The following is a 22,938-nucleotide window of genomic DNA, read 5'->3' on the forward strand; positions in this document are numbered from 1 at the left end:
TCATATTAAGCTTTACGAGGGCGTTGTATCGTCTGACGAGACGTGTATCAAGATGGGAGATATTAAATTGAAGAGCATGCTCTTCAATTTAACCCAAAACTTGGGATTTGTGTAGATACCTATGCCCATTGAGAGAGGGAAATACGTTGTATTTAGCTAGCAAAAGCCCGTTCTAATACTCGCTCTACATCGACCTTTTTAGCATCCAGCATGCCCACCACTTGCCCGTGTTTTGCGCTATAACGGCTTTGAATAAAGCCATTTGCTACATAGTCAGGCGCATAGCGTTTCAATAACACCGCTTGTGCCAAGACCGTTAAACGACTGACCAAACTGCGCCCCATAAATTGTAAATCTTCAGGTGATTGATGGAACAACCTGAACAAGTCCTGCAATTCTGTTTGCAAGCTTTCATCTGTACTTGCTGTACTCGCCAAATCTTTAAACAGCACTTCAATAGATTCAGGGTCACGCCCAATCGCACGCAGCACATCTAGGCACATGACATTGCCTGAACCTTCCCAAATGGTATTCACAGGTGCTTCTTTAAAGATGCGCGCCATGATGCCGTTATCGACATAGCCATTACCACCAAAGACTTCCATCATCTCCCCTGTTAGCTCTACGGCACGCTTACAAATCCAAAACTTGGCTGCTGGGGTCATGATGCGTTTCCATGCCACAGACAAAGTATCATCCGATTCATAGCACTGCGCCAAATGGAAACTGAGCTGCGTCGCTGCTTCACTTTCTAAAGCCAAATCTGCCAAGACTGCACGCATAAGCGGTTGATCAATCAAATGTTTACCAAAAGCCTGACGCTGACGAGTATAGGCAATGCATTGCACCAAAGCTTGACGCAGCATGGCGCTCGAACCGACCGAACAGGTCAGACGGGTGTAATTCGCCATTTCAATAATGGTTGGAATGCCACGCCCTGCCTCACCAATCATAATGCCCCACGCATTTTTGAATTCGACTTCCGAGCTTGAATTACTGCGGTTACCGACTTTTTCTTTTAGGCGTTGCACCTGAATATTATTCTTCGTGCCATCTTCCAACCAACGCGGTACAAAGAAACACGCCAAGCCATCTTGTTCGGTTTTTGCCACCACCAAATGCGCATCACACATCGGCGCAGAGAAAAACCATTTATGCCCTGTGAGCAAATAAGCCTTGCCTCGTCCTGTTTCTGCTATAGGCACGGCAATGGTTTCATTGGCACGTACATCCGAACCGCCCTGCTTTTCGGTCATGCCCATACCGAGCCAAATCGACTTTTTCTTCGCGATGGGTACATCACGTTCATCATATTCCGTCGATAATAGTTTCTCGCCAATTTTCGCCCATAGTTCAGGTTCACGTTGAATTAAGGGAATACTGCCCAGCGTCATGGAGTTCGGACATAAATTGCCACACTCGACCTGACCTGCGAGATAAAAACGTGCTGCCCACTCCACCCATTTTGCCTTGGAATTTGGCTGATTAAATGGATGTGCATGGGTATCAAACTGACGGTTGAGTCCCATCCATTTATGCCATGAAGGATGAAATTCGATAAAGTCAGTACGGCGACCACGAGCATCGAAGGCATGTAAAATTGGGGTATGTTTGTTGGCTAAAGCCCCATGCTGAAAGTATTCACTCGAACCTGCGACTTTGCCCATTTCGCATAAGATCGGCTGATCGTGGCTGCCATAGCGCTTTAATATTTCGTGTAAAACTGTATCGCTTGAAAATAGATTGTAGTTTTCCAGTTCATCAAATTGGTTGCTGATTTGATGCGTCATCCATGTCTGTTCTAATGTATTCATCGTCTATATTTTCCGCTTGTTCTTGTTTGCTTTTCATTTCAGTATAGAGAAAATTTAAAGCATAGACGTTCGGTTTTCAGCGCTTAACAATATGAAGAATTCAGCCATTCAGATACGGCGTAAGCCGCGTCAATCGCGTGCAAAGTTCACGCAAGAGGCATTGCAGGAAAGTTTTGTTCGGCTTTTGCATGAGCGCCCTGCCAGTCAAATTACCATTCGGGAAATTACCGACCTTGCAGGCGTTGGCTTAGGGACATTTTATGAATATTTTTCCAAGAAGGAAGATTTGATTGCGCTAACCATTCATTTGCATGTGAAACACAATGCCGAACAGATGAAAACTTATGCACAATCGCTGATGAAGTTATCCACAGATTTGGATTTTCAAGAGTATTTACAGCAAATTATCCACTTTCAAATTGAGCAAATTCAAGCGCAGCAGTTTTTATGGTCACAGGTGTTTTTATTGGAACGGCGGATTTCAGATATTGAAAGTTACCGTAAAAGTTATGTCATGATGGTGCAAATGTGGCAACACATGCTTAAGCCTTTTATAAATAACGAGGAAAAGCTCAAGCCAATGGCTTTAAATATACAAAGAGTGTGTTATGGCTTTGTGTCGCAAAGCTTGTTGATCGTACCCAACTTTACTGAATGGGATGAATTAAAGCGAGATATAATTCATATATTGCGCGATTAGACTTCGCGGACAAGTCTAATGACGTTTCAAATGCATCGGTGAATAAAATAAAGTCATGTTATTTACAAAAAAACCGGCTCTTAAACCAGTTATTTTAGATATTTAGGAAATTCATTTTTACGGTAGAAGAAAATCATTCATCACTTGGTTCATCCTTCAATAAAAGTGCTTTAGAAGTTATGCTTTTATTGCCAGCTTACTTATCTCATTTATACGCCTTTGCAATGCTGGCCAGTTGTAAGCTCTTTAAAAATTCAGCCTTATATTTTGGACTATGGCCTAATGCACCCCGATGATAGCCATTTGGGATCGTCTGATAGACTACTGGCAATTTTTATTTGCACAATTTCTGGTAATAACTTTGAGTACCAAGGTGATCGACTAAATGGTCTGCGGCGCCTTAAACAAACATCAGTGTTACGGTTAGGGTCATATATTCAATCGACTACCGTTTTAAATAGCTTAGGGATGGCCTTAAGTCTGAATTTTTTAAAAGATTGGCTGAGGTGCTTGTTTTAACTAATTTTTTAGTTCTGATAAACAACGTTTACGGGCCTGATTTAGTAAAGACTGCATATCTGGACTAACCTGTTGATCTACATTGATCGATCTGCTGCGGCTGCTCCCTACAACACGCTGGGGAAAAATGCCGCTACGTTGGTATCTGGGTTTGGATTGGTTTCTACGTATTCAGCAATACATTCATATTGATAACCACCCGGTGCCAAGGGTATTGCAGCTTTAAAATTTAATTCAAGCGCATCTTTTTGCTCCTGAGCTGCAACCGCAATCACAGCTGCACCACCTTGACTATGCCCCATCACCATCCAGTCTTTATTAAATTGCTTCGACTTGCAAGAATGCAGTGCATGTACAGAATGCACCAAATTATAAACTTAACTGACTACATTCATATGAGGGCGCAGTTTTAGCTTACCCAGTCCTTATAATCTGTTGCAACCACTACATAGCCATGCCTCAAACAACTGTCGATTGCACCATCTATGACTAGTTGCAAACTATATACAGGCCCATTGTATAATCACTTGAAGGAGCACTTGTATCAGCCACACAGTCGTGCCATGTGCTCATGCCAATACGGTCCAGTCTTGTTTAAGTGCTTATCCTTTTAGGCGTAAAATATATCCCGAGGTCAAAATGGGTTCGCCATTAACCCCCTCAACTACGATATGCGATCACGTAAGGTTGCCTAGTATGTTGATATGATGTAGGAATCGATTCAAGCTGGAGTGACAACACCTGACCTGACAACAATAAAGATAGGTGTGCCAACTAGCATCACCCCATAAAAAATTTATTTACAATTTTCTAAAACAACTTAGACCACTTGCCAATATTTCTTCAGCTGTATTTTTAGCTTATTTTAAGTATTAAATAATGTCTTTAATGTTAAAAAAGCTCTCCAATATTAACAACATAAAAATGTCTTTCATTAACTAGAATCAGCTAAAAAACCTATATTAAGGCCAAAATCCATAATAGAAATATGGATTTAGATATTTCGTCCTATTCTACCTATCATAGCGATATATTTGAGTTTAATTCATCGATAAAATATTAAAACAAAATATATAAATAAATAATATAAATTCAATAACTTGATTCATCGAATTAACCATTTATTCAAAACTATTTTTCCATTTGTCAAAAGCCACAGAAAGCTTTAGAGTCAATAAGTATATAAAGATTTTTAAGCTTTTAACGGCTACAGTTTTATGACTTATCTTCGATTGATTGCTGCTTGAAAAATTTTAGAATGAGAGAAAAACTGTTGTCACATTGTCACTTTAAAATGAATTAACAAAACGGTTAAGGTCATGTGCTGTTGAGCGTGTTATCAATTGAAAGGTTATAACTCCCAACTTTAATACATGATTATAATAATGGAGATACTCAATGAGCGACGACGTTAAAAAATGTCCTGTCACCCACCTAACAACTGATGCTGGTGCTCCTGTTGTAGACAACCAGAACAGTATGACGGCAGGTGCACGTGGTCCTTTACTTGCCCAAGACCTATGGCTTAATGAAAAACTCGGTAATTTCGTTCGTGAAGTAATTCCAGAGCGTCGTATGCATGCCAAAGGTTCTGGTGCTTTCGGTACGTTTACCGTGACTAACGATATTACCCAATATACCCGCGCTAAAATTTTCTCAGAAGTTGGTAAAAAAACTGAACTTTTTGCTCGTTTCTCTACCGTAGCGGGTGAGCGTGGTGCTGCAGATGCAGAACGCGATATTCGTGGTTTTGCCCTTAAATTCTATACTGAAGAAGGTAACTGGGATTTAGTTGGTAATAACACCCCTGTCTTCTTCCTACGTGATGCTCGTAAATTCCCTGACTTAAACAAAGCAGTAAAACGCGATCCTAAAACCAATAAGCGTAGTGCAACTAATAACTGGGATTTTTGGACTTTACTACCTGAAGCTCTACACCAAGTTACGATTGTGATGTCTGACCGCGGTATTCCAGATGGTTACCGTCATATGCATGGTTTTGGCAGTCATACTTTCAGTTTTATTAATGCCAATAATGAACGCTTCTGGGTTAAATTCCACATGCGCACTCAACAAGGCATTAAAAACTTAACCGATGCTGAAGCTGAAGCGATTATTGCCAAAGACCGTGAAAGCTCACAAACCGATCTGTTCAATGCAATTGAACGCGGCGATTTTCCAAAATGGAAAATGTACGTTCAAATCATGCCTGAACTTGATGCAGAAAAAGTACCTTATCACCCATTTGATTTAACCAAAGTATGGCCTAAAGGCGACTATCCGTTGATTGAAGTGGGTGAATTCGAACTCAATCGTAACCCTGAAAACTATTTCCAAGATGTTGAACAAGCCGCTTTCGCACCAAGTAACTTGGTGCCGGGTATTAGCTTCTCACCTGACCGTATGCTGCAAGCGCGTTTATTCAACTATGCTGATGCTGCACGTTATCGCGTGGGTGTAAACCATTACCAAATTCCTGTAAATGCACCACGTTGCCCTGTTCATTCCAACCGTCGTGATGGACAAGGCCGTATGGATGGTAACTATGGTGCAACACCGCATTATGAACCAAACAGCTTCAGCCAATGGCAAGAGCAACCACAATACAAAGAACCACCATTGAAAATTACTGGTGATGCTGACTTGTGGGATTATCGTGAAGATGACAGCGACTATTTCAGTCAACCACGTGCATTATTCAACTTAATGAATGATGAACAAAAACAAGCATTGTTTAATAACACTGCTGGCGCAATGGGCGATGCACTCGACTTCATCAAATATCGTCATATCCGTAACTGTTACGCATGTGATCCAGCTTATGGTGAAGGTGTTGCAAAAGCATTAGGCTTAACTGTAGCGGATGCGCAAGCTGCTCGTGCAACTGATCCAGCTCAAGGTAATCCAGGCTTGCTTTAAGTTTTATCTTTGAATAAAAAAACCACCTTTTAAGGTGGTTTTTTCTTGGCATTAAATATTCCAATTACCTTTTAATTAATTCTTAAACAATCAATTTTTTGCCTTCATGCATGGTTAAAAATGGATTCATTAACTTTGATGTTTTTCGCATTGCATGATGTAAGTCATGTTCAGGTTGGTCTCTAGCTTCATCAGTCAACTGAAAAGTCCGATAATGCATTGCCAATGAACATTTTGACTGTAAATCTTTATGCGCCTGAAAAGCTTCTTCGGGATTCATGTGCAAATATTTCATTAAACGACGTGGCTCATAAGCTCCAATCGGTAATAACGCTACTCGGGGTGCACCTAAGCGTGTATGGATTTGTTTGAAATGTGCGGCATAGCCCGTATCTCCAGCAAAGAAGAAATGTCCTGTACTATGCACGATGGAAAAACCTCCCCATAAGGCATGATTTTGATCTCGCCAACCACGACCTGAACCATGCTGTGCAGGCGTATAAACGATACGCAAATCTTCAAACATTTCCGATTGCCACCAATCAAGTTCAATGACATTGAAATGTGTGGGTAAATAATAAGCATTGCCTAAACCAGTATAAATCGGCATAGCAAATTGTTCATGTAACCAATTCAAGGTTGCTAAATCCATATGATCATAATGATTATGGCTCAGTAAAACCCCATGAATTGTAGGTAATTCTTCTAAGGCAATTCCTGCAGGACAAGCACGTCGTGGTCCAGTCCCTTGACGTGGGCCTGCATACTCCGCCCATACAGGATCGGTCAAAAAATTATATGGCCCAATTTGAATCAAAACCGTCGCATGTCCGACAAACCAAACCAACCAATCATCCATTTTAGCCAATGGCCGATTGTGCGGAATGCTACGCGAAGAAGCAAAAAACTGTTGGTATTCTTGCTCACGATCTACTTTCCATGTATCGCTTTTACGCGTCATGATCCATTTCAGCATATCTTTACGCGTAAACGCATCTGGATTTCGAAGGGTATTAAAGAATTTTTCCCCATTAAAATGGTCAGTTGCCAGATAATCAAATACAGGCTTCGTCCACGTATGTTTCATACAGCTTTTAGTACTGATTTGAAACTGTGCTGATTGAGTTTTTTGATTCATGTGTATTTAAAATTCATTCACTATGCTGACAAACCTTGCAAAGTATTTAACCTCGCAGACCTATTGATCAAGACGACCTTTCATGCGCTCAAGCCAAACCTTCCGAGATTGAGGCTTGACAAAGAGTGCCACAATTTCAGGATGAAGCTGTTTAATTTGTGCTTCAATTCTGTTGACACAAGCTTCTATATCATCTGACGTTAAATTATCTTTAAATTCAAGACTCAAAGATGCCAAAACTTGATGTGCACCCATCTGCTCTGTTAACACCCCATTGGCAGAATGCACTGCTGGATCTTGCTCTGCAACCATCAAGACATTATGCCTCAATTGTGGGTCAGCAGTTTCTCCCATGAGCAATCCTTTAGTCTCACGTGCAAGTAAAATTGCTGAAATAGCGAGTACAACCCCAATTAGAATTGATGCCAGACCATCAAGCATTGGCATATTCAGCGCGTGTGATAAATAGATACCGATCAGGGCAATAAACAGACCAATCAGCGCTGCTGAATCTTCAAATAACACGGTAAATGTCGTCGGATCTTTACTCCGTCGAAATGCTTCAAAATAGCCCTGTTTCCCTTTGATTTTACGAAATGCTTTCAATGCCACAAACCAAGACGTCCCTTCACACAAAATCGCAATACCTAATACGATATAGTTAATCATCGGATTTTGCATTTCTTCGGGGTGATAAATATGACTAATCCCTTGATAAATCGACACGATCGCACCCAAAGCAAAGACCATCAACGCCACAATAAAAGCCCAAAAATACAGCTCTCTCCCATAGCCAAACGGATGGCGTGCATTTGCTGGCTGCTGCGATTTTTTCATACCGTAGAGCAGTAAGATTTCATTTAAAGTATCAACCACAGAGTGAATAGCTTCACTCAACATGGCCGAACTATTCGTGATATAGGCAGCGACAAACTTCACCAGTGCAATCGCTAAATTGCCGAAGAGCGCTGCATATACCACGATTTTGTTAGATTCAGACATTTAAAATTGTCCTAAATTTATTTTTATCAAACAGATCTATTTGATTTTATAACTCATTCCATAGTACTCAAACTGACTGTAGCTGTTGTTTGTTATTTTGTTGTTTTTACACCAACTGTCGATTGTTTCGACAATGCCATCATGTTCCATGTGAAACACGCTCTTTAGCGCAAAGGTATAGAAAAAAAAGAAGCCGCAGCTTCCTTATAATTCTGTAGATGTACACGGTTCAACGTACTTTATTAAAATATTGCTCGCGCCACTCTTTCCAAAAGTACATCACAATACCAAACATCACGACCACGATTCCAACAAAGGCATTGGAGCTAATATGTTCACTGTTCAACGTCGCTCCCAAAACCAATGCTATGACAGGTGTCATCACATTACTGAGTGACACCGTTGATGCCGCCAAACGTTTGATCAGCCAGAAGTAACACAGCATTGCCACAATAGATGACATGATCATGGTAAAGACAAAACCTATCATGGCACGGCCACTTGGCAATTCGGTTGGAAAATGCTGCCAGATAAAAGGAATGATGAGTACCGAACCCAAGGCAGAAACAATCAGAGAACCTGTTGCCTGAGACATTGGCTTTAACGGTGCATTAATCTGCTTCACCCAAAAAATCGAACTAATATACGACACCATGCTGATTAGCATCAGTACAACGCCAATTGGATTGACTTTGCTATCAGCAGAATCTGCAAAGACAAAAGTTAGACCACCCACTGCAACCGCCATGCCCAACCACTGCAAAGCGACCAATTTATGTGTTTTTAAAATTACATGCCCAATCAAACCGGCAATTAAGGGTGAAAAACCAAAAATCAGTGCCATTAAACCAGAGGTGAGATAATTGGCTGCGAGATAAATAAACAACTGTGCGCCAATCAAATTCAAACTCCCTGCCACATAACTTTTTAATGAGGTTTCATCAAACGGCAAAGGATCACGCATCAATTTCAACAGAAACAGCGCAATAATAGATGCGCCGAAGTAACGGATAATCAACACCCACATCGGATGTATTTCCTGCACACTCCACACAATCGCGAGCGGCGTCGTCGCCCAAATCAGTACCAAAAGAGCATATATACTTGCCGTCAGCGGCAGTGAAGATTTCATTTCATTCTCAAATTTGATTGTTCTAACGACTTAACCTGAAACCCACTATTCAGATCTGGAACTACTCGTAAGACCATTAACTAATAAAGTTTAAGACCAATTATTGTTCTCCCCTTTATCAACTAAATTGGAGGCGGTATGAATGCCACCCGATCGTTTGGGGTATAAGGACTTCTCCTCAAACGATCAATAATCTCCCCTAGCCCCTCTTTAAAAAAGAGAGGGAACCATCCAAACGAAATCCATTCTTCACAAAGACTACTCCCTCCTTTGAAAAAGGAGGGCTGGGAGGATTAAAACCGTTGAATAGATCTATATAAGCTAAAACTGTATACATGGACTACAAAAATAGCTTTATAAGTGCGATGCTAAAACTAAAGACATAAAAAAACAGACCTACGTTACCGTAAGTCTGCTCCTCTTAGACATTCAGCTTACTTTACAAGTTTACGTAAATCTTGGCTTAAATCTAAATATTTATCCGCTTCAAACGCCGCATTCTTGCTAATCAATTTTTTCAAATGACGCATCTCTTTTGCAGCATTCACCGTAATACCACCAACAATGACACCGTCAGTTACACCAAACAATACAAATGAAGACTCAGCCGCCAATTCAGGTTTAATTTCACCACGAACGATCCATTCGCTTGCAGCCATATCACCTACAAATTGATAGTTGATATTCAATTGATCTGTCCAGAACCACGCTGGATTTGGGGTTGGATGTTCTACATCCATTACATGACGAGCAAAGATACCTGCTTGCAAGTTCGCATTTTCCCAAGTTTCGACACGACGGTGGTTACCACAGTCACGAAGCTGAGTCGCAACGTCACCCGCTGCATAAATATCTGGATGCGAAGTTTGGCAGTTATTATTCACTTTAATGGCAAAATCAACGTCTAAACCTGCATCAACCGCAAGTTGAGCATTTGGCACAATGCCAATACCATAGATCACTGCATCGGCACGAAGTTCTTCACCGCCTTCAAGCGTGATCACTACTTCTTCGCCATCAAGCTTACAGTCAGCAATAGAAGTCGAAAGACGAACATCTACACCTGCAAGACGTTGCTGTGCCAATAAGAATTCACTTAAAACACGTGGAGATGAACGACCCATGACCATCGGACCCATTTCAATCACGGTCACGATACAGTCTTTAGAACGTGCTGAAGATGCAAGCTCAAGACCAATCACACCACCGCCGATCAATACAATACGGCGACCCGCTTGTAATACAGGCACCAATGCTTGTGAATCTTCAAGGTTACGTAAGGTATAAACGTGTTTACCCAAAGCATCGAAATTCGGTAAACGGCGTGCTGCACCACCGGTTGCTAGAAGCAACTTGTCAAATGCAACAATTTCGCCATTTTTCAGTTCAACTGTTTTCGCATCGCTATGGATTTTCACAACGCCATTGCCACGAATATGTTCAACACCGAGTTCTGCCAATTTTTCTTCTGACAGAATTTCGATTTTGGTCTCTTCAGGTTTTAGAATTACGTCTTTAGACAAAGGCGGACGTTCATAAGGAAGATGTGTTTCATCACCCACCAAAATGATTTTGCCTTCATACTTGTTCGCACGGAGTTCTAAAATGGCGCTAGCACCAGCTTGACCAGCTCCAACAATAACGATGGTTTCGATACCATTTTGGCTCATGGGTTTGTTCCTTATTTCAATTCTGCAGATACGATGCCGAAGCCCGCAATCCACTCACTAATATCTTCGTAGCAATGTGTTGTCATGTCGTATTCGCCCACTTCATGTAGTGCAGCAAAAGCAGCCATCCAAGAACGAACTTCTTGACCGCCACGACCGCCTTCAACACGAATTTCAGCTTCAGTCATCGCTTCAATGGCAGCAAAGTCAGCTTTGGCGAAAGTATCAAGCAATGCACGATCCCATTCTGGGTTTAAAGGCACTGCGACAGAAGTATCACCCGCTGCGAGTTTTTGACCGACAGCAATGATTTTGCCTTGACGTGTATTACGTGCCTCTTCAGTTGGATTACGACCTGCAATCAGGAACTCTTCCACTTCTGGTGGAACTGAACCCATTTGCGGCGTTGGTGGATCATGAGACAAACCACCTGTACCCAAAACAAGTACACGTTCATTCTCTAAGTTCAATGATTTAATGAACTGACCGACTGCACGACCCAAAGCGACTGTACGCTTGGTTGTTGGCATCGGTGCAGCTGCACCATTGATAAAAATTGGAATCGTTGGATAACGATCAAGCTTGCCACCACAAAGGAAATGTAATGGTTGAGTCACACCGTGGTCTGCCTGCATACGATAAGAGTATGCAACATCAACACCTTCATCCAACACACGACGTACTAAATTCACTGCAGTTTCTTCAGGTACGTTGATGTGATCATTGTCTTTACCATAATCCCAGTCACCTGCGGCTTTGGCACGAATACCGACGCAGAAAGATGGCATGAGGTCATAGAAGAAACCATTGAAATGGTCTGGACCAAAAGTAATGATCAATGTTGGATTATAGTCTTCAACTTCTTTCGCAAGTTGGGCAAAAGTTTCACGAACTTTTTCCTCTTTGTATTTCTCTTGCGGAGAAGCGAATTCCATTAGGGGACTGTGCGATGCACAAATAAGTTTAACGGCCATGGGTGACTCCTAAACGGAAGGCAGCCAAGACGGCTGCCGAGTAAGTCCTTTACGTATTTGGCGAATTAAATCTCGTCAAAGAAGCCAGCACGTGGTTGACGTAAACCACGGATACCCAGACCACATTCAGCATTAATTAAAACACCAGTTAATGGGCGGTTGTTTTGACGAGAAGCCAATAACACGTATGAACCAGTCATATCTTCAGGTTCGGGTAAGAAATTGAGCGGCATGCCGCGTGCAATCTTCTCAGGATCACGTGCATCGAGTAGACCGAGGTTTTCTTGGCCTAAAGAAGCAGCGCCTTTGATGTTGACATTCATACCCGACGGAGCAACAGCGTTCACTCGTACTTTAGGCGCAAGCTCGTAGGCTAATTCTTTCATGATCCCAACGCCAGCATGCTTAGACGCTGTGTATACAGGGCCTCCGCCTGCCGAATACAGTGCTGAGTTAGACAAAGTAAATATGATAGAACCTTCTGAAGCTATCAATGCATCAAGTGCAGCTTTGGCACCTAAGATGAGAGATTTGGTGTTAATACCCATAATCTCATCAAAAGCTTTCTCCAGCTGTTCACCCGATGTATTGACGATATCTGCGTAATGATCCCAGATACCTGCGTTTCCGACGAAACAGTCAAGTTTGCCATAATGTTCTACAGTTGCTTGAACTGCGCGAACATTATCTTCATAGCTGGCTACATCTCCTGCGATCGCAAGCACGCGGTCACCAAAATGTTCTTTCAATGCATCAACTTTCGATTGAGAACGTTGAAGAACGGCAACTTTTGCACCTTCTTCTAAGAAACGTTCAACCAATGCCCAGCCTAAGCCTGAACCACCACCGGTAATAAGTGCAACTTCGCCTTGTAGCCAACCCATGATTACTCTCCTGCCATCTCTACGTATAAAGCACCATCTTCAACAATCACAGGGAATGTCTTGATAGGATCTGTTGCTGGTAAGCATAATGCTTGACCAGTTTTCAAACAGAATCGAGCCGAATGAAGTGGACATTCAACAGTGCCATCATCTTCAAGGTAACCTTCAGACATTGAAGCATTACCATGTGAACAACGGTCGTTCATCGCGAAAAATTCGCCATTGTTGTTGAATACTGCAAGCGCATCGATACCGTTAACGCCGCAATCTACTTTCAATGCTTCGCCTTCGTCTAATTCGTCAACTTGGCAAACAAAAATCTTATTCATTAGAAGAACACGCTCAGGTTATGTGAGTTGTAAGTCACCTGATCAAGGGTAATCTTACGGTTGAAGATTTCGAAACCTTGCTCAGTGTCGACTTTGCGGATCTTGTCGTGACGCTTACCACAGTAGATTGTTACATCTTTCTCTTTCTGGGTACGGTACAACAAGTACGTTACGTAAACGTCGTATTCGCCTTCAACTTCAGTCGCTTCAACAATCACATTTGAAACCATGTGTGTTGTACGTGAAGGAGGTTCTTCAGCCCAAGCCATACCTGTCTCTAAACGAGCTACACGGCGTTCCAACAAATCTTTTGTATCGTTAAATACCCAAGTTGTTGGCGGCTCAATCGAACGTCGACGGTCACGTGTTTGCGCGTTTGGTGTTGTGCGTAACGTATAAGAAATATCTTCAGCTAATACAGCTAACCAATCGCGGAACTTCCAATCGTCAAGCAATTTTGCTTCACGATAAAGAAACTGACTAATTTGGTGATGGAGTTCTAAACTAATTTGACTCATTTCATAAGCTCCTTCTCATATTCGTCAGCCGCAGCTTCAACGTCTTCCCATTTTTCATGAATCAATAGGTCAGCCCAACGACGGTACATACCACGTGCAGCTGTTTCTGAGAAAATGTAGTTGGTGATACCAGGGATACCATCTTCACGTACTTTCTCGTTACCTTTACCCATTTCCATAATTAATTTGTTTTGACGGGCTTTATAACCACGTAAAACTTTTTGAATTTCAATCCAGTTCTCAGAGTCATCTTGCTCAAGGAAACCAGCAGGACCGAATGCACGTGTTGCAGAACGTTCGAATGCTTCTTTTACTTCTTGAGATGCTTCAGCGTCTGCAATACAGAATGCCCACACTTCAGTTTTATTTGGACCACGTGGGTGCCATACACGAAGCGTTGCAGTACCGTTCAACCAAGACAATGTTGGGAACATGGTGTTGTGACCAGCAAGACGAAGTGCACGTACTTCACCAAGACGCTCTTTAACTTCATCAAATGTTTCACGGAAGTAGTTCGCCACTTCACCGTCTACCCAAACGTTTGCATCTGGTTTTTCAGTAAAGAAGAAGCCTGAACCATGACCGCGTGAACCATATTGAATCGCGTCTTTCGCAGTTTCCCAAACAGGACGAGCGGTTTGTGCAGCACCTAATTTCTTAGATGATTCGTCATCTGGTTTTGCACCCAATACTTGGATCGCAGATGCGTGAGAGAACAATGCGTGGTATTGGTCAGATGCAAACTGTTCAGCTGCAAATTTCCAGTTACACTCGATTTCCCACTTGTGTACACCACCGATAATTTCTGTACCACCTGGACGACGGTCAAGAACACCATCTAAGTACCAAGCGATATCGCCCATGTATTCTTCTAGGTCAGGTGTAGTTTCATCCCAACAAGCGAATACTAAGCCTTTGTATGATTTAACACGGTTAACTTCAACAAGACCCCATTTCTCTTTGCAAGCACCGTGCGGGAACGCGCGGTCTTCAAGTGGGATATCTTTTAAAGAACCATCAATGCCGTAAGACCAGCCATGGTACGGGCAAGTAAATGCACGTGTATTACCACAGTCTGCGAAGCTCACACGCATAGAGCGGTGACGACATTGGTTTAAGAATGCTTTGATTGAGCCGTCTTTTTGGCGTGCCACGATAATCGGATCTTCACCCATGTAGGTATTGAAGAAATCGCCGGCTTTAGGAATTTGGCTCTCATGGCATAGGAATAACCATGTACGACCGAACACACGTTCTAATTCAAGTTCGTAAATGTCTGGATCGGTATAGATAGATGGCGTGATACGTCCATTTTGTGCATCGACCAAAGCATCGATTTCGCGCACATCAATTTTTCCACTCATGAAAAGCTCTCCTGTGACCAGTAAGGCACAAAGTAATAGACTCAACTTTTCAACGATGATGGATTTTAGAGCGATATTCGGGAAATATTTATTTTGTTTTAATTAAGAGATTTTATGGATTATTACGGTAGATTTTTTTTATGGCATTTTTTTTAAATTGCCGAGAACACCATTTATTTCGTGAATGGTAAAATAATCCTCACGCAATAGTTGTTTATAGATTATACTGAACGGACTTCTAAGTAAGACATTTTTTGGATTACTCCACGGGTTGATTATATGGAATTACGACACTTACGCTACTTTATTACTGTCGCTGAAGAACTCAATTTCAGTAAAGCTGCGTTAAAACTTTATACTGCTCAACCTTCTTTAAGCCAACAAATTAAAGATCTTGAAGAAGATGTCGGCGTAAAACTGTTGCACCGTACTAAACGTAAAGTTGAGCTCACAGAAGAAGGTGCCGTATTTCTAGAACAAGCACGTTTGACACTAGCTCAAGCAGACAAGGCCGTGGCGATGGCACGTCAGGTTTCACAAGCCAAACAGCAGATGCTGCGCATTGGTTTTGTCCCTGTCGCAGAGATGAAAATCTTCCCTTATGTGCTGCCAAATTTACGTGTTCAGAACCCAGAACTCAAGATTGAATTACTCAGTTTAAATAACCGTGATCAGATGAAATTGCTGCAAAAAGGTGAACTGGACATCACTTTTACCCGCAATAACTTCCACAGCGACGAAATTGAAAGTCAGTTTGTACTGCGTGAACCGCTGATCTTTATTTTACCCAAAGATCACCCTTTAGCGAAGTACGAGCGCATTCCAGTTAAAGCATTGAATGGTATTGATTTTATCATTCCTGCACGCGAACAATCAGGCACATTGCATGAAGCCATTTTAGACTTTGCTTCTAACCATGGCGTTCAATTTAATATCGTGCAAAAAGCCGACAATATCCTGTTTAACATTAACTCCATCGGCATGGGTTTAGGCTGCACGATCCTACCGGGATACATCGCGCCATTGACCATGAACAATACTGTCATTCGTCCTTTAGATGTCGAATTACCGTATCTAGACCTGTACGTAAGTTACCGAAAAACGGCGAGTTCTGTGGCTGTAGATAAATTCCTTGAACTGCTAACCAAAGTTTTTTATCTCGATATCAATCGCGAACAGCGTTAATTTTCGCCAAGTCATAATTTATAGATATAGCACCATTATTTTTGAAATAAATAATGGTGCTTTTTTTATGGCTAAAAAGTCGCTTTTTTAATCGTTTAAATGTTTTAATCGACGCATTTTATCTATCATGCATATCGACTTGATGGAAAATAACTTATAAATTTTAGTTTAGATATTGATAAAAATTGCTAAGAATAGCCGATTTACAACTTAAGTCTAATAAATAATTCCCCTTCCCCAACCATTTAGATGAGCTTATTTTATGCCTTTTTACTGATTTAGACCGTACACTGTCGACCTGCTAATGAGAATAATACTCATTTAAAGTATTTCTTTCAAAAGATTTATATAAAAAAAAGGATGGCAAAACCATCCTTTTTTTGAATTTCATGTCAGTGACAAGAAATTACACACCACGCGCTTTTAAATAATCTTTAATAACCGTGTTAAATTCTTCAGCTTTTTCAACTTGTGACCAATGACCACATTGGCTAAAGATATGCGCATCAGCATGAGGAACTGTGTTCAAAATATCCCACGTACGAGATACAGGAATCACCACGTCTTGTACACCGTGAATCAACAATACTGGCACAGTAATGTCTTTCATTTTTTCGAAGTCGAGTGGGAATTCGAAACGGTCACGGTCACGTGCGCCAACAACATCCATCAAACGATTTGATGCATAGTCATTTGCAGCAGAAGCGAAACGTACTTTTACCAATTCGTCTGTGATCAAGTCTTTGTTTACAACAAACATAGACAAGGTTTTCTTGATGCCTTCTTCGGTTAATACAGGGTTTGCATGTGCTTTAAGTGCTGCAGTTTGTTTAGCACCGCCTGTACCCATAGACACGATACCCAATACACGTTCTGGATAGTCCAAAGCCATTTGGAATGCTAACCAGCCACCGAGTGAGTTACCCACTAACCAAGTTTTTTCAATACCTAGGGCATCTAACGTACGTACAGCGTGATCAACCCAAGCACGGATACCATAAGCAGTATTCGGTGCAACAACAGTTTGACCATAACCAATCGTATCGATAGCGATACAACGTGCTTGTTCACCAATTTGTGGAAGGTTTAACCACCAGTTTGCAGCAGCAGATACACCTGTACCTGAACCGTGTAAAAATAGAATTGGTGTGCCTTCACCCACTTCGTGGTAATGCGTTAATTCGCCTTCAGCAGTTTCAATCCATTTATCTTCTAAACCAAAGAATGAATCAGTTGTATAGTCAGGAATCTGAACAGTGCTCATACACGCTCCTCGTATTGCGTAGAGCTTATGTTTCAATCCATAACGGATTTAAACACAAGGGGGACTCTTTTGGATTTTGTGGTTTTTACAGTCTCATATTACCTGTTCAGCCACTGCTAACTGATACATATTTACGATCATAAACAACAAATAGACTATAATTTAAGTTATTGTTTTTAAATACATAACTCAAAAATATATCCATAAAATCTTTGAGGTATTTCTTTTTTAAATAACCCAGCAAATAAAAAGGGAAGCAATGAATCCACTTCCCTCTTTTTTATCCTGAGAAATTAGAACTTATAGGTATAAGTTGTCGCGACACGGTACTCTTGCAAGTCAGATTTGTAATCGAAATCGGCATCGATATACATTGCCTGGAAGCCTAAGCCCTTCAACTTACCTTCAGGCACGGTGTAGTTCACGATTAAGTTAAGCTCATCAGATTTTTGATCTTTCAGGATGCCATTTGCAGTACCAATTTCTGCATCAGAACCTGTAAAGTAAACCGCTGTAGCATTTAGGCCTTTCGCACCAAGCTCTGCAAAGTCATAACCATACGTAAAGCCCCATGATTTTTCATTTTTTGCAGTAAATGTTGCTATACCCCAGTTGACTAAGTACGGCTGCGGCACCCATCCACCCAGTGTTGGGAATGCATTATCACCAAACATTTGTTGATAACCCAAACCAAAGGTATGCGAACCGTAATTCACTTTCGCACCAACCGATAACGCTTGGTTATCAATTTCGCCATACAGTTTGTCACCCGAATCCGAGTTATCGAAGTAACGGATATGGCTATCCAGTTTGGCTTTGTCACCTAACTTAGTTTTATAGTTCGCGCCGACATATTGCTGTGTGTAAATGTCTTGAACATCGGCATACCAGTAGCTACCACCAATTTCAGGCGTAAATTGGTGATCAATCCCCGCAATATACATCCCGTCAGATGCTGGACCGTTGTCAAAATGACCTATTTTTCCATTCGGCAGCTCTTTACCTGGTGAAAATAAAGTTAAATCACGGAACTGGTTATCATAACGATTATTAATACCGTCAATATAAGCCACGGTCAACTTGGTATCTTTCAGGTCTTTCGACTCCAGCCATGCACCGCTGTAAGTAGTCAGCAACTGACGTGATGGATCAAATACTAGCACTGGAGATACCGGCAATAGCTCGCCCACTTTCAATTCAGTTTTTGACACTTTGGCTTTAAGGGTCACACCCACTTTACCAAAGTTATCTTTTGATTCTTTACCATCGTGCGGCAAAATAAAGTCTGCATTGGTATCACGGCCATTGAGTTTAAAGGCATGCTGTACCAGCAGGTCCGCGCCGACTTGAATGCCCGCGCCAATATCCTGATAACCTGACTTCGCATCCAGCGTAATGCCTTGCGACCATGAACCCCAATTTTTATTTGGAGTATCTTCAATTTGACGATCCAAATAAAAGTTTTTAAATTTCAATTGCACTTGGCTGTCGTCAACAAAATCCGCATAAGTTGCAGATGTTCCTAATGTTGCTGTCGCAGCAAGAATTGCTATCCATAAATTTTGACGACGCATGGCTTATTCCCAGTGATCAAATTAAGCTATGACATCATCATGCTCAACAATACCTTGGAAAAAAATCCGACTACAGTATTAAGGTTTATCAGGCTTTTGTACGACTTGAACTTTGGAAGCTATTTCTGGTTATTTTCCTTAGAGATTAAAACAATAACTCTTTTTTATTATTTAGAACAACTGATTAAATTAACCCCATGTTTTACTAACATAAAATTTAAAGTTTTTTATTTTTTGCAATTACATGCGCTGTATTAATTGCTTTTAAGTTTAAACAAAGTTTTTTACTGAGATTTATCCTTATTTGAGTTATAAAATTTAGCTATGACATGATATTTAATTTATATAATCATCAACAACTTAAAGTTAAATTTTACTACTATGGCTGCTCGAAATCAGCCATTGGTTCGTAAGATATTTCTTATTTCAATCCACTTTTCATGCCTCAAATCAATCTCAACGTAATCTCAAGCCCATCTCAAACCAACACAGCCACTTCAGACATAAAAAAAGCGCCCATTTCGGGCGCTTTTTGATTTAAAGCAAATTAAGCATTGGCTTCTTTTGCTTTAGACATGGTCAATGCCAAATCTTCGATCATATCTTCCTGACCGCCCACCGTACCGCGACGACCAAGCTCAAGTAGAATTTCACGCGCAGATACTCCATATTTTGCTTCGGCACGTTTTGCGAACAATAGGAACGATGAGTAAACACCGGCATAACCTAAAGTTGCTGCATCACGGTCTGCACGAATTTGATGCGTCATCATTGGAATGATCAAGTCTTCAGCAATATCCTGCACTTTAAACAAGTCCACACCTGTCTCCATTTGCATACGGTTGGCAACCGCAACAAACAATTCAAGTGGAGTATTACCTGCACCTGCACCTAAACCTGCAGAAGCTAAATCGACACGCGTTGCACCAGCTTGAACCGCTGAAACAGAGTTCGCAACACCCATACCTAAGTTATGGTGACCGTGGAAACCGATTTCGATCTCTGAAGCCAGGTTGGCACGTAAAATACCCACGCGGTCAGTTACATCTTGAGGAAGCATGTAACCTGCAGAGTCTGTTACATAAATACAGTTTGCACCGTAAGACACCATTTTTTGTGCTTCTTCGAGTAATTTCTCTGGTGTCGCCATGTGCGCCATCATCAAGAAGCCCACAGTGTCCATGCCGAGTTTACGCGCAGCCGTAATATGCTGTTCAGAAACGTCTGCTTCAGTTGAATGTGTTGCTACACGAATCGTTGATACGCCTACATCATGTGCCATATGCAAATGATCAACCGTACCAATACCTGGCAATAACAGTGCAGATACTTTCGCCTGTTTCAGGTTTGGAATCACCGCTTTTAGGTATTCTTCATCGGTTGCTGCTGCAAAACCATAGTTCACAGAGTTACCGCCTAAGCCGTCACCATGCGTAACTTCGATTAAAGGTACACCTGCATCATCCAAAGCAGTTGCAATGGCAACCATTTGTTCAGGTGTAGTTTGATGGCGCATAGGATGCATACCATCACGTAAAGTCATATCATTAATAATAATCTTAGACATTTTGGTATTCCTTAAGCTTCAGCAGTGTTTAATACGCGTTCTGCAAACATTTCTGCAGTACGTGCAGCTGCCGCAGTCATAATGTCGAGGTTACCTGCATATTTAGGAAGATAATCACCTAAACCTTCAACTTCTAAGAAGATTGAAACACGGTTACCGTCAAATACAGGACCATTTACAAGTTTGTAACCTGGTACATATTTTTGAACTTCAAGAATCATCGCATGTACAGATTCAGTGATTGCTGCTTGATCTGGTTCACCTTCAACCAGACAGTGCACAGTATCACGCATCATCAGTGGTGGCTCAGCAGGGTTAATGATGATGATCGCTTTACCTTGTTTCGCACCACCCACTTTTTCAATAGCGCCAGCAGTCGTACGAGTAAATTCATCAATGTTTTTACGTGTACCTGGACCCACAGATTTTGTTGAAACTGTTGCAATGATTTCGCCGTATTCAACAGGCTGAACTCGTGAAATCGCAGCAACCATAGGAATCGTTGCCTGACCGCCACAAGTTACCATATTGACGTTTGGCACTTCACCTTGTTCAAGCAATGCTTCAAGGTTGACAGGTGGTACGCAGTAAGGACCAATTGCAGCAGGTGTTAAGTCAATCATTAACACGCCAAGTTCATTTAACTTACGGCTGTTTTCAGCATGAACATAGGCAGAAGTTGCATCAAATGCGATTTTAATTTCGTCTTCAAGCACGTGTGCAAGTAAACCGTCTACGCCTTCAGCAGTGGTTTTTAAACCCATTTTAGCAGCGCGAGCCAAACCTTCAGACGTCGGATCAATACCGACCATCCATACTGGTTCTAAAAATTCGCTGCGTTGAAGTTTGTAAAGCAAGTCAGTACCAATGTTCCCTGGACCGATCAATGCACATTTAATCTTTTTCATGAATGTGTACTCTTAAAAATTCCGTAAAACCCAAGCTTATTTCGCTGCAAATGCTGCAGTCACAGAACCAAAGCCTTCAATTTCAACTTTGAATTCATCACCAGGATTTGCCACAACCATTGGGCCTAAGGCACCGGTCAATACGATGTCACCTGCAAGCAATGGACGACCACGACGAACCATTTCGTCAGCCAACCACACTGCTGCATTTAATGGGTTAGAAAGACACGCTTTACCCACACCTTGTGAAACCACTTCTTCACCACGAGTCATGACCATTTTGCAATTTACAAGGTCAAGATCTGCAAGTTTTACAGGCTTAGAACCCAGCACAAAACCTGCTGAAGATGCGTTATCTGCCACAGTATCAATCAACGAGATTTTCCAGTTTTCGATACGGCTATCGACCACTTCAATTGCAGGCAGTGCATATTCTGTTGCACTAATAATGTCTGCATAGGTGTGTTTTTCTTTGGTCAAATCTTGGTTAATCACCAAAGCAATTTCTGCTTCAACTTTTGGCTGAATCAATAAACCAGCAGGGATTTCTTCACCATCGCCATACGCCATGTCAGCAAACAACATACCGAAGTCAGGTTGATCAACGCCTAACTGCGCTTGTACAACTTTTGAAGTTAAGCCAATTTTACGACCTACAAGGCGACGACCTTCTGCCACCGCACGTTTGGTATTCACTTCTTGAACGGCATAAGCAATATCTACATCAGCACTTTCACCACCAAGTTGTGGACGGATCGGTGCAATCGCAGCCTGATTTACTTCCGCATCGCGTAATGCTTGCGCAACTGATTCAACAACAGCAGAATTCGACATCAATGTTTCCTTAAACTGCAAAAATTGGATGCACAACGTGTTTCATCCCGATCACCATCAAAGTCAAAGTGATGAAAGCCATGTCAGGATTCGCTTAACGCATTTCACTCGACACGCTACACGTTATGTTTAGATGCATTTAGCATCGAGATTTTAGAAAGTGAATACCAATACTTATTTTATTTATGACTATAGCTATTAGCTATAAATTAATCATTATTTGTTATTAATATTCAAAAACTTAAGTCAAAATAATTAAATAAAATTCACTATTCTTTTCGCCCTTAAATCTGAATCTCTACTAAAAAACTTGGCTTATACGACTAAAAGATAAGATTAAAAGATTATTTTAGCGTCAGGCCAACTTTTACGCATAGGTGTTCAATTTCATCTGATTTAGTTTAATAAATTGAAAATTTAAAAATAAATCAATAAACAACAATAAGATAAAACCAAAAATTCAAACAAAAAATCTATTCCAGCTTGTGGTAAAAGGCCAAATAGTTGCGCTCAACTTTTTAAGGTAAATTTGCTAGAAGACTGCTTGTTATTGTAGAAAAATCTAGTGTTATTACTTTTTTAAATAATTGAATTTACTCATTTCAACAACTAGAGCTTGCGTTACTATTCATTTGGTAACAAA

The 22,938-nt window shown here is 41.2% G+C and carries 19 protein-coding genes; 3 read left to right on the top strand and 16 right to left on the bottom strand.

Features of this window, described 5'->3' with window-relative positions:
• Nucleotides 1-152 precede the first annotated feature (152 nt).
• Nucleotides 153-1,814, bottom strand: a complete 1,662-nt coding sequence (locus tag FTT94_RS09210; RefSeq protein ID WP_180170655.1) for an acyl-CoA dehydrogenase family protein — start codon at nt 1,812-1,814, stop codon at nt 153-155.
• 91 nt (nt 1,815-1,905) lie between these two features.
• Between FTT94_RS09210 and FTT94_RS09215 the strand changes: the two genes are divergently transcribed.
• A complete protein-coding gene (locus FTT94_RS09215; RefSeq protein WP_180170656.1) occupies nt 1,906-2,514 on the top strand; it encodes a TetR/AcrR family transcriptional regulator in 609 nt (202 codons plus the stop codon).
• A 626-nt stretch (nt 2,515-3,140) separates the two neighbouring features.
• Here FTT94_RS09215 and FTT94_RS09220 read toward each other — a convergent pair.
• Complete coding sequence (locus tag FTT94_RS09220) at nt 3,141-3,401, bottom strand: hypothetical protein (protein WP_180065344.1); 261 nt, start codon at nt 3,399-3,401, stop codon at nt 3,141-3,143.
• 1,030 nt (nt 3,402-4,431) lie between these two features.
• Here FTT94_RS09220 and FTT94_RS09225 point away from each other — a divergent pair.
• Nucleotides 4,432-5,952 (top strand): catalase, encoded by a 1,521-nt coding sequence (locus FTT94_RS09225; protein WP_111884100.1) that lies wholly within the window; start codon nt 4,432-4,434, stop codon nt 5,950-5,952.
• 82 nt (nt 5,953-6,034) lie between these two features.
• Here FTT94_RS09225 and FTT94_RS09230 read toward each other — a convergent pair whose 3' ends face one another.
• The 9 genes from FTT94_RS09230 to hcaE all read right to left on the bottom strand — a co-directional run bounded on the left by FTT94_RS09230 (nt 6,035) and on the right by hcaE (nt 14,963).
• The gene (locus FTT94_RS09230; RefSeq protein ID WP_078192767.1) at nt 6,035-7,090 is read right to left on the bottom strand and encodes an MBL fold metallo-hydrolase; all 1,056 of its coding nucleotides are present in this window, start codon (nt 7,088-7,090) and stop codon (nt 6,035-6,037) included.
• 60 nt (nt 7,091-7,150) lie between these two features.
• Complete coding sequence (locus tag FTT94_RS09235; protein ID WP_078192768.1) at nt 7,151-8,092, bottom strand: cation diffusion facilitator family transporter; 942 nt, start codon at nt 8,090-8,092, stop codon at nt 7,151-7,153.
• Between the two features lie 229 nt (nt 8,093-8,321).
• Nucleotides 8,322-9,224 carry a DMT family transporter gene (locus FTT94_RS09240; RefSeq protein ID WP_180021141.1) on the bottom strand — a complete coding sequence of 301 codons (903 nt, stop codon included), beginning with the start codon at nt 9,222-9,224 and terminating at the stop codon, nt 8,322-8,324.
• 434 nt (nt 9,225-9,658) lie between these two features.
• Nucleotides 9,659-10,894, bottom strand: coding sequence for a 3-phenylpropionate/cinnamic acid dioxygenase ferredoxin--NAD(+) reductase subunit (hcaD, locus tag FTT94_RS09245; protein ID WP_180007136.1), 1,236 nt, complete (start codon nt 10,892-10,894; stop codon nt 9,659-9,661).
• A gap of 11 nt (nt 10,895-10,905) precedes the next feature.
• Nucleotides 10,906-11,868 carry a 3-carboxyethylcatechol 2,3-dioxygenase gene (locus tag FTT94_RS09250; RefSeq protein ID WP_180109045.1) on the bottom strand — a complete coding sequence of 321 codons (963 nt, stop codon included), beginning with the start codon at nt 11,866-11,868 and terminating at the stop codon, nt 10,906-10,908.
• Between the two features lie 65 nt (nt 11,869-11,933).
• The gene (hcaB, locus tag FTT94_RS09255; RefSeq protein ID WP_067763930.1) at nt 11,934-12,752 is read right to left on the bottom strand and encodes a 3-phenylpropionate-dihydrodiol/cinnamic acid-dihydrodiol dehydrogenase; all 819 of its coding nucleotides are present in this window, start codon (nt 12,750-12,752) and stop codon (nt 11,934-11,936) included.
• A 2-nt stretch (nt 12,753-12,754) separates the two neighbouring features.
• A complete protein-coding gene (gene hcaC, locus FTT94_RS09260) occupies nt 12,755-13,081 on the bottom strand; it encodes a 3-phenylpropionate/cinnamic acid dioxygenase ferredoxin subunit (protein WP_067763933.1) in 327 nt (108 codons plus the stop codon).
• On the bottom strand, nt 13,081-13,599 hold the full coding sequence (hcaF, locus tag FTT94_RS09265; RefSeq protein WP_067763936.1) for a 3-phenylpropionate/cinnamic acid dioxygenase subunit beta: 519 nt from the start codon (nt 13,597-13,599) through the stop codon (nt 13,081-13,083). Before hcaF ends, hcaC begins: the two co-directional genes overlap by 1 nt.
• A complete protein-coding gene (hcaE, locus tag FTT94_RS09270; RefSeq protein WP_067763943.1) occupies nt 13,596-14,963 on the bottom strand; it encodes a 3-phenylpropionate/cinnamic acid dioxygenase subunit alpha in 1,368 nt (455 codons plus the stop codon). Before hcaE ends, hcaF begins: the two co-directional genes overlap by 4 nt.
• A 279-nt stretch (nt 14,964-15,242) precedes the next feature.
• Here hcaE and hcaR point away from each other — a divergent pair, with 279 nt between their 5' ends.
• On the top strand, nt 15,243-16,148 hold the full coding sequence (gene hcaR, locus FTT94_RS09275) for a DNA-binding transcriptional regulator HcaR (RefSeq protein ID WP_078192775.1): 906 nt from the start codon (nt 15,243-15,245) through the stop codon (nt 16,146-16,148).
• Between the two features lie 406 nt (nt 16,149-16,554).
• Here the strand turns inward: hcaR and FTT94_RS09280 are convergent, their stop codons facing one another.
• The 5 genes from FTT94_RS09280 to mhpD all read right to left on the bottom strand — a co-directional run bounded on the left by FTT94_RS09280 (nt 16,555) and on the right by mhpD (nt 22,295).
• Complete coding sequence (locus tag FTT94_RS09280; RefSeq protein WP_078192776.1) at nt 16,555-17,412, bottom strand: alpha/beta fold hydrolase; 858 nt, start codon at nt 17,410-17,412, stop codon at nt 16,555-16,557.
• A gap of 293 nt (nt 17,413-17,705) precedes the next feature.
• Nucleotides 17,706-18,986, bottom strand: a complete 1,281-nt coding sequence (locus FTT94_RS09285; RefSeq protein WP_180110565.1) for an OprD family outer membrane porin — start codon at nt 18,984-18,986, stop codon at nt 17,706-17,708.
• A 547-nt stretch (nt 18,987-19,533) separates the two neighbouring features.
• The gene (gene dmpG / locus FTT94_RS09290) at nt 19,534-20,553 is read right to left on the bottom strand and encodes a 4-hydroxy-2-oxovalerate aldolase (protein WP_180170657.1); all 1,020 of its coding nucleotides are present in this window, start codon (nt 20,551-20,553) and stop codon (nt 19,534-19,536) included.
• Nucleotides 20,554-20,564: 11 nt separating this feature from the next.
• Complete coding sequence (locus FTT94_RS09295) at nt 20,565-21,461, bottom strand: acetaldehyde dehydrogenase (acetylating) (protein ID WP_180170658.1); 897 nt, start codon at nt 21,459-21,461, stop codon at nt 20,565-20,567.
• Nucleotides 21,462-21,497: 36 nt separating this feature from the next.
• On the bottom strand, nt 21,498-22,295 hold the full coding sequence (mhpD, locus tag FTT94_RS09300; RefSeq protein WP_078189749.1) for a 2-keto-4-pentenoate hydratase: 798 nt from the start codon (nt 22,293-22,295) through the stop codon (nt 21,498-21,500).
• Nucleotides 22,296-22,938: the final 643 nt, after the last annotated feature.

Source organism: Acinetobacter sp. YH12027 (genome assembly GCF_013420085.1).
GTDB lineage: Bacteria > Pseudomonadota > Gammaproteobacteria > Pseudomonadales > Moraxellaceae > Acinetobacter > Acinetobacter amyesii.

Coding starts and splice junctions, on each gene's coding strand:
- FTT94_RS09210 (WP_180170655.1), bottom strand. CDS start 1,814: ATGAATACATTAGAACAGACATGGATGACGCATCAAATCAGCAACCAA.
- FTT94_RS09215 (WP_180170656.1), top strand. CDS start 1,906: ATGAAGAATTCAGCCATTCAGATACGGCGTAAGCCGCGTCAATCGCGT.
- FTT94_RS09225 (WP_111884100.1), top strand. CDS start 4,432: ATGAGCGACGACGTTAAAAAATGTCCTGTCACCCACCTAACAACTGAT.
- FTT94_RS09230 (WP_078192767.1), bottom strand. CDS start 7,090: ATGAATCAAAAAACTCAATCAGCACAGTTTCAAATCAGTACTAAAAGC.
- FTT94_RS09235 (WP_078192768.1), bottom strand. CDS start 8,092: ATGTCTGAATCTAACAAAATCGTGGTATATGCAGCGCTCTTCGGCAAT.
- FTT94_RS09240 (WP_180021141.1), bottom strand. CDS start 9,224: ATGAAATCTTCACTGCCGCTGACGGCAAGTATATATGCTCTTTTGGTA.
- hcaD (WP_180007136.1), bottom strand. CDS start 10,894: ATGAGCCAAAATGGTATCGAAACCATCGTTATTGTTGGAGCTGGTCAA.
- FTT94_RS09250 (WP_180109045.1), bottom strand. CDS start 11,868: ATGGCCGTTAAACTTATTTGTGCATCGCACAGTCCCCTAATGGAATTC.
- hcaB (WP_067763930.1), bottom strand. CDS start 12,752: ATGGGTTGGCTACAAGGCGAAGTTGCACTTATTACCGGTGGTGGTTCA.
- hcaC (WP_067763933.1), bottom strand. CDS start 13,081: ATGAATAAGATTTTTGTTTGCCAAGTTGACGAATTAGACGAAGGCGAA.
- hcaF (WP_067763936.1), bottom strand. CDS start 13,599: ATGAGTCAAATTAGTTTAGAACTCCATCACCAAATTAGTCAGTTTCTT.
- hcaE (WP_067763943.1), bottom strand. CDS start 14,963: ATGAGTGGAAAAATTGATGTGCGCGAAATCGATGCTTTGGTCGATGCA.
- hcaR (WP_078192775.1), top strand. CDS start 15,243: ATGGAATTACGACACTTACGCTACTTTATTACTGTCGCTGAAGAACTC.
- FTT94_RS09280 (WP_078192776.1), bottom strand. CDS start 17,412: ATGAGCACTGTTCAGATTCCTGACTATACAACTGATTCATTCTTTGGT.
- FTT94_RS09285 (WP_180110565.1), bottom strand. CDS start 18,986: ATGCGTCGTCAAAATTTATGGATAGCAATTCTTGCTGCGACAGCAACA.
- dmpG (WP_180170657.1), bottom strand. CDS start 20,553: ATGTCTAAGATTATTATTAATGATATGACTTTACGTGATGGTATGCAT.
- FTT94_RS09295 (WP_180170658.1), bottom strand. CDS start 21,461: ATGAAAAAGATTAAATGTGCATTGATCGGTCCAGGGAACATTGGTACT.
- mhpD (WP_078189749.1), bottom strand. CDS start 22,295: ATGTCGAATTCTGCTGTTGTTGAATCAGTTGCGCAAGCATTACGCGAT.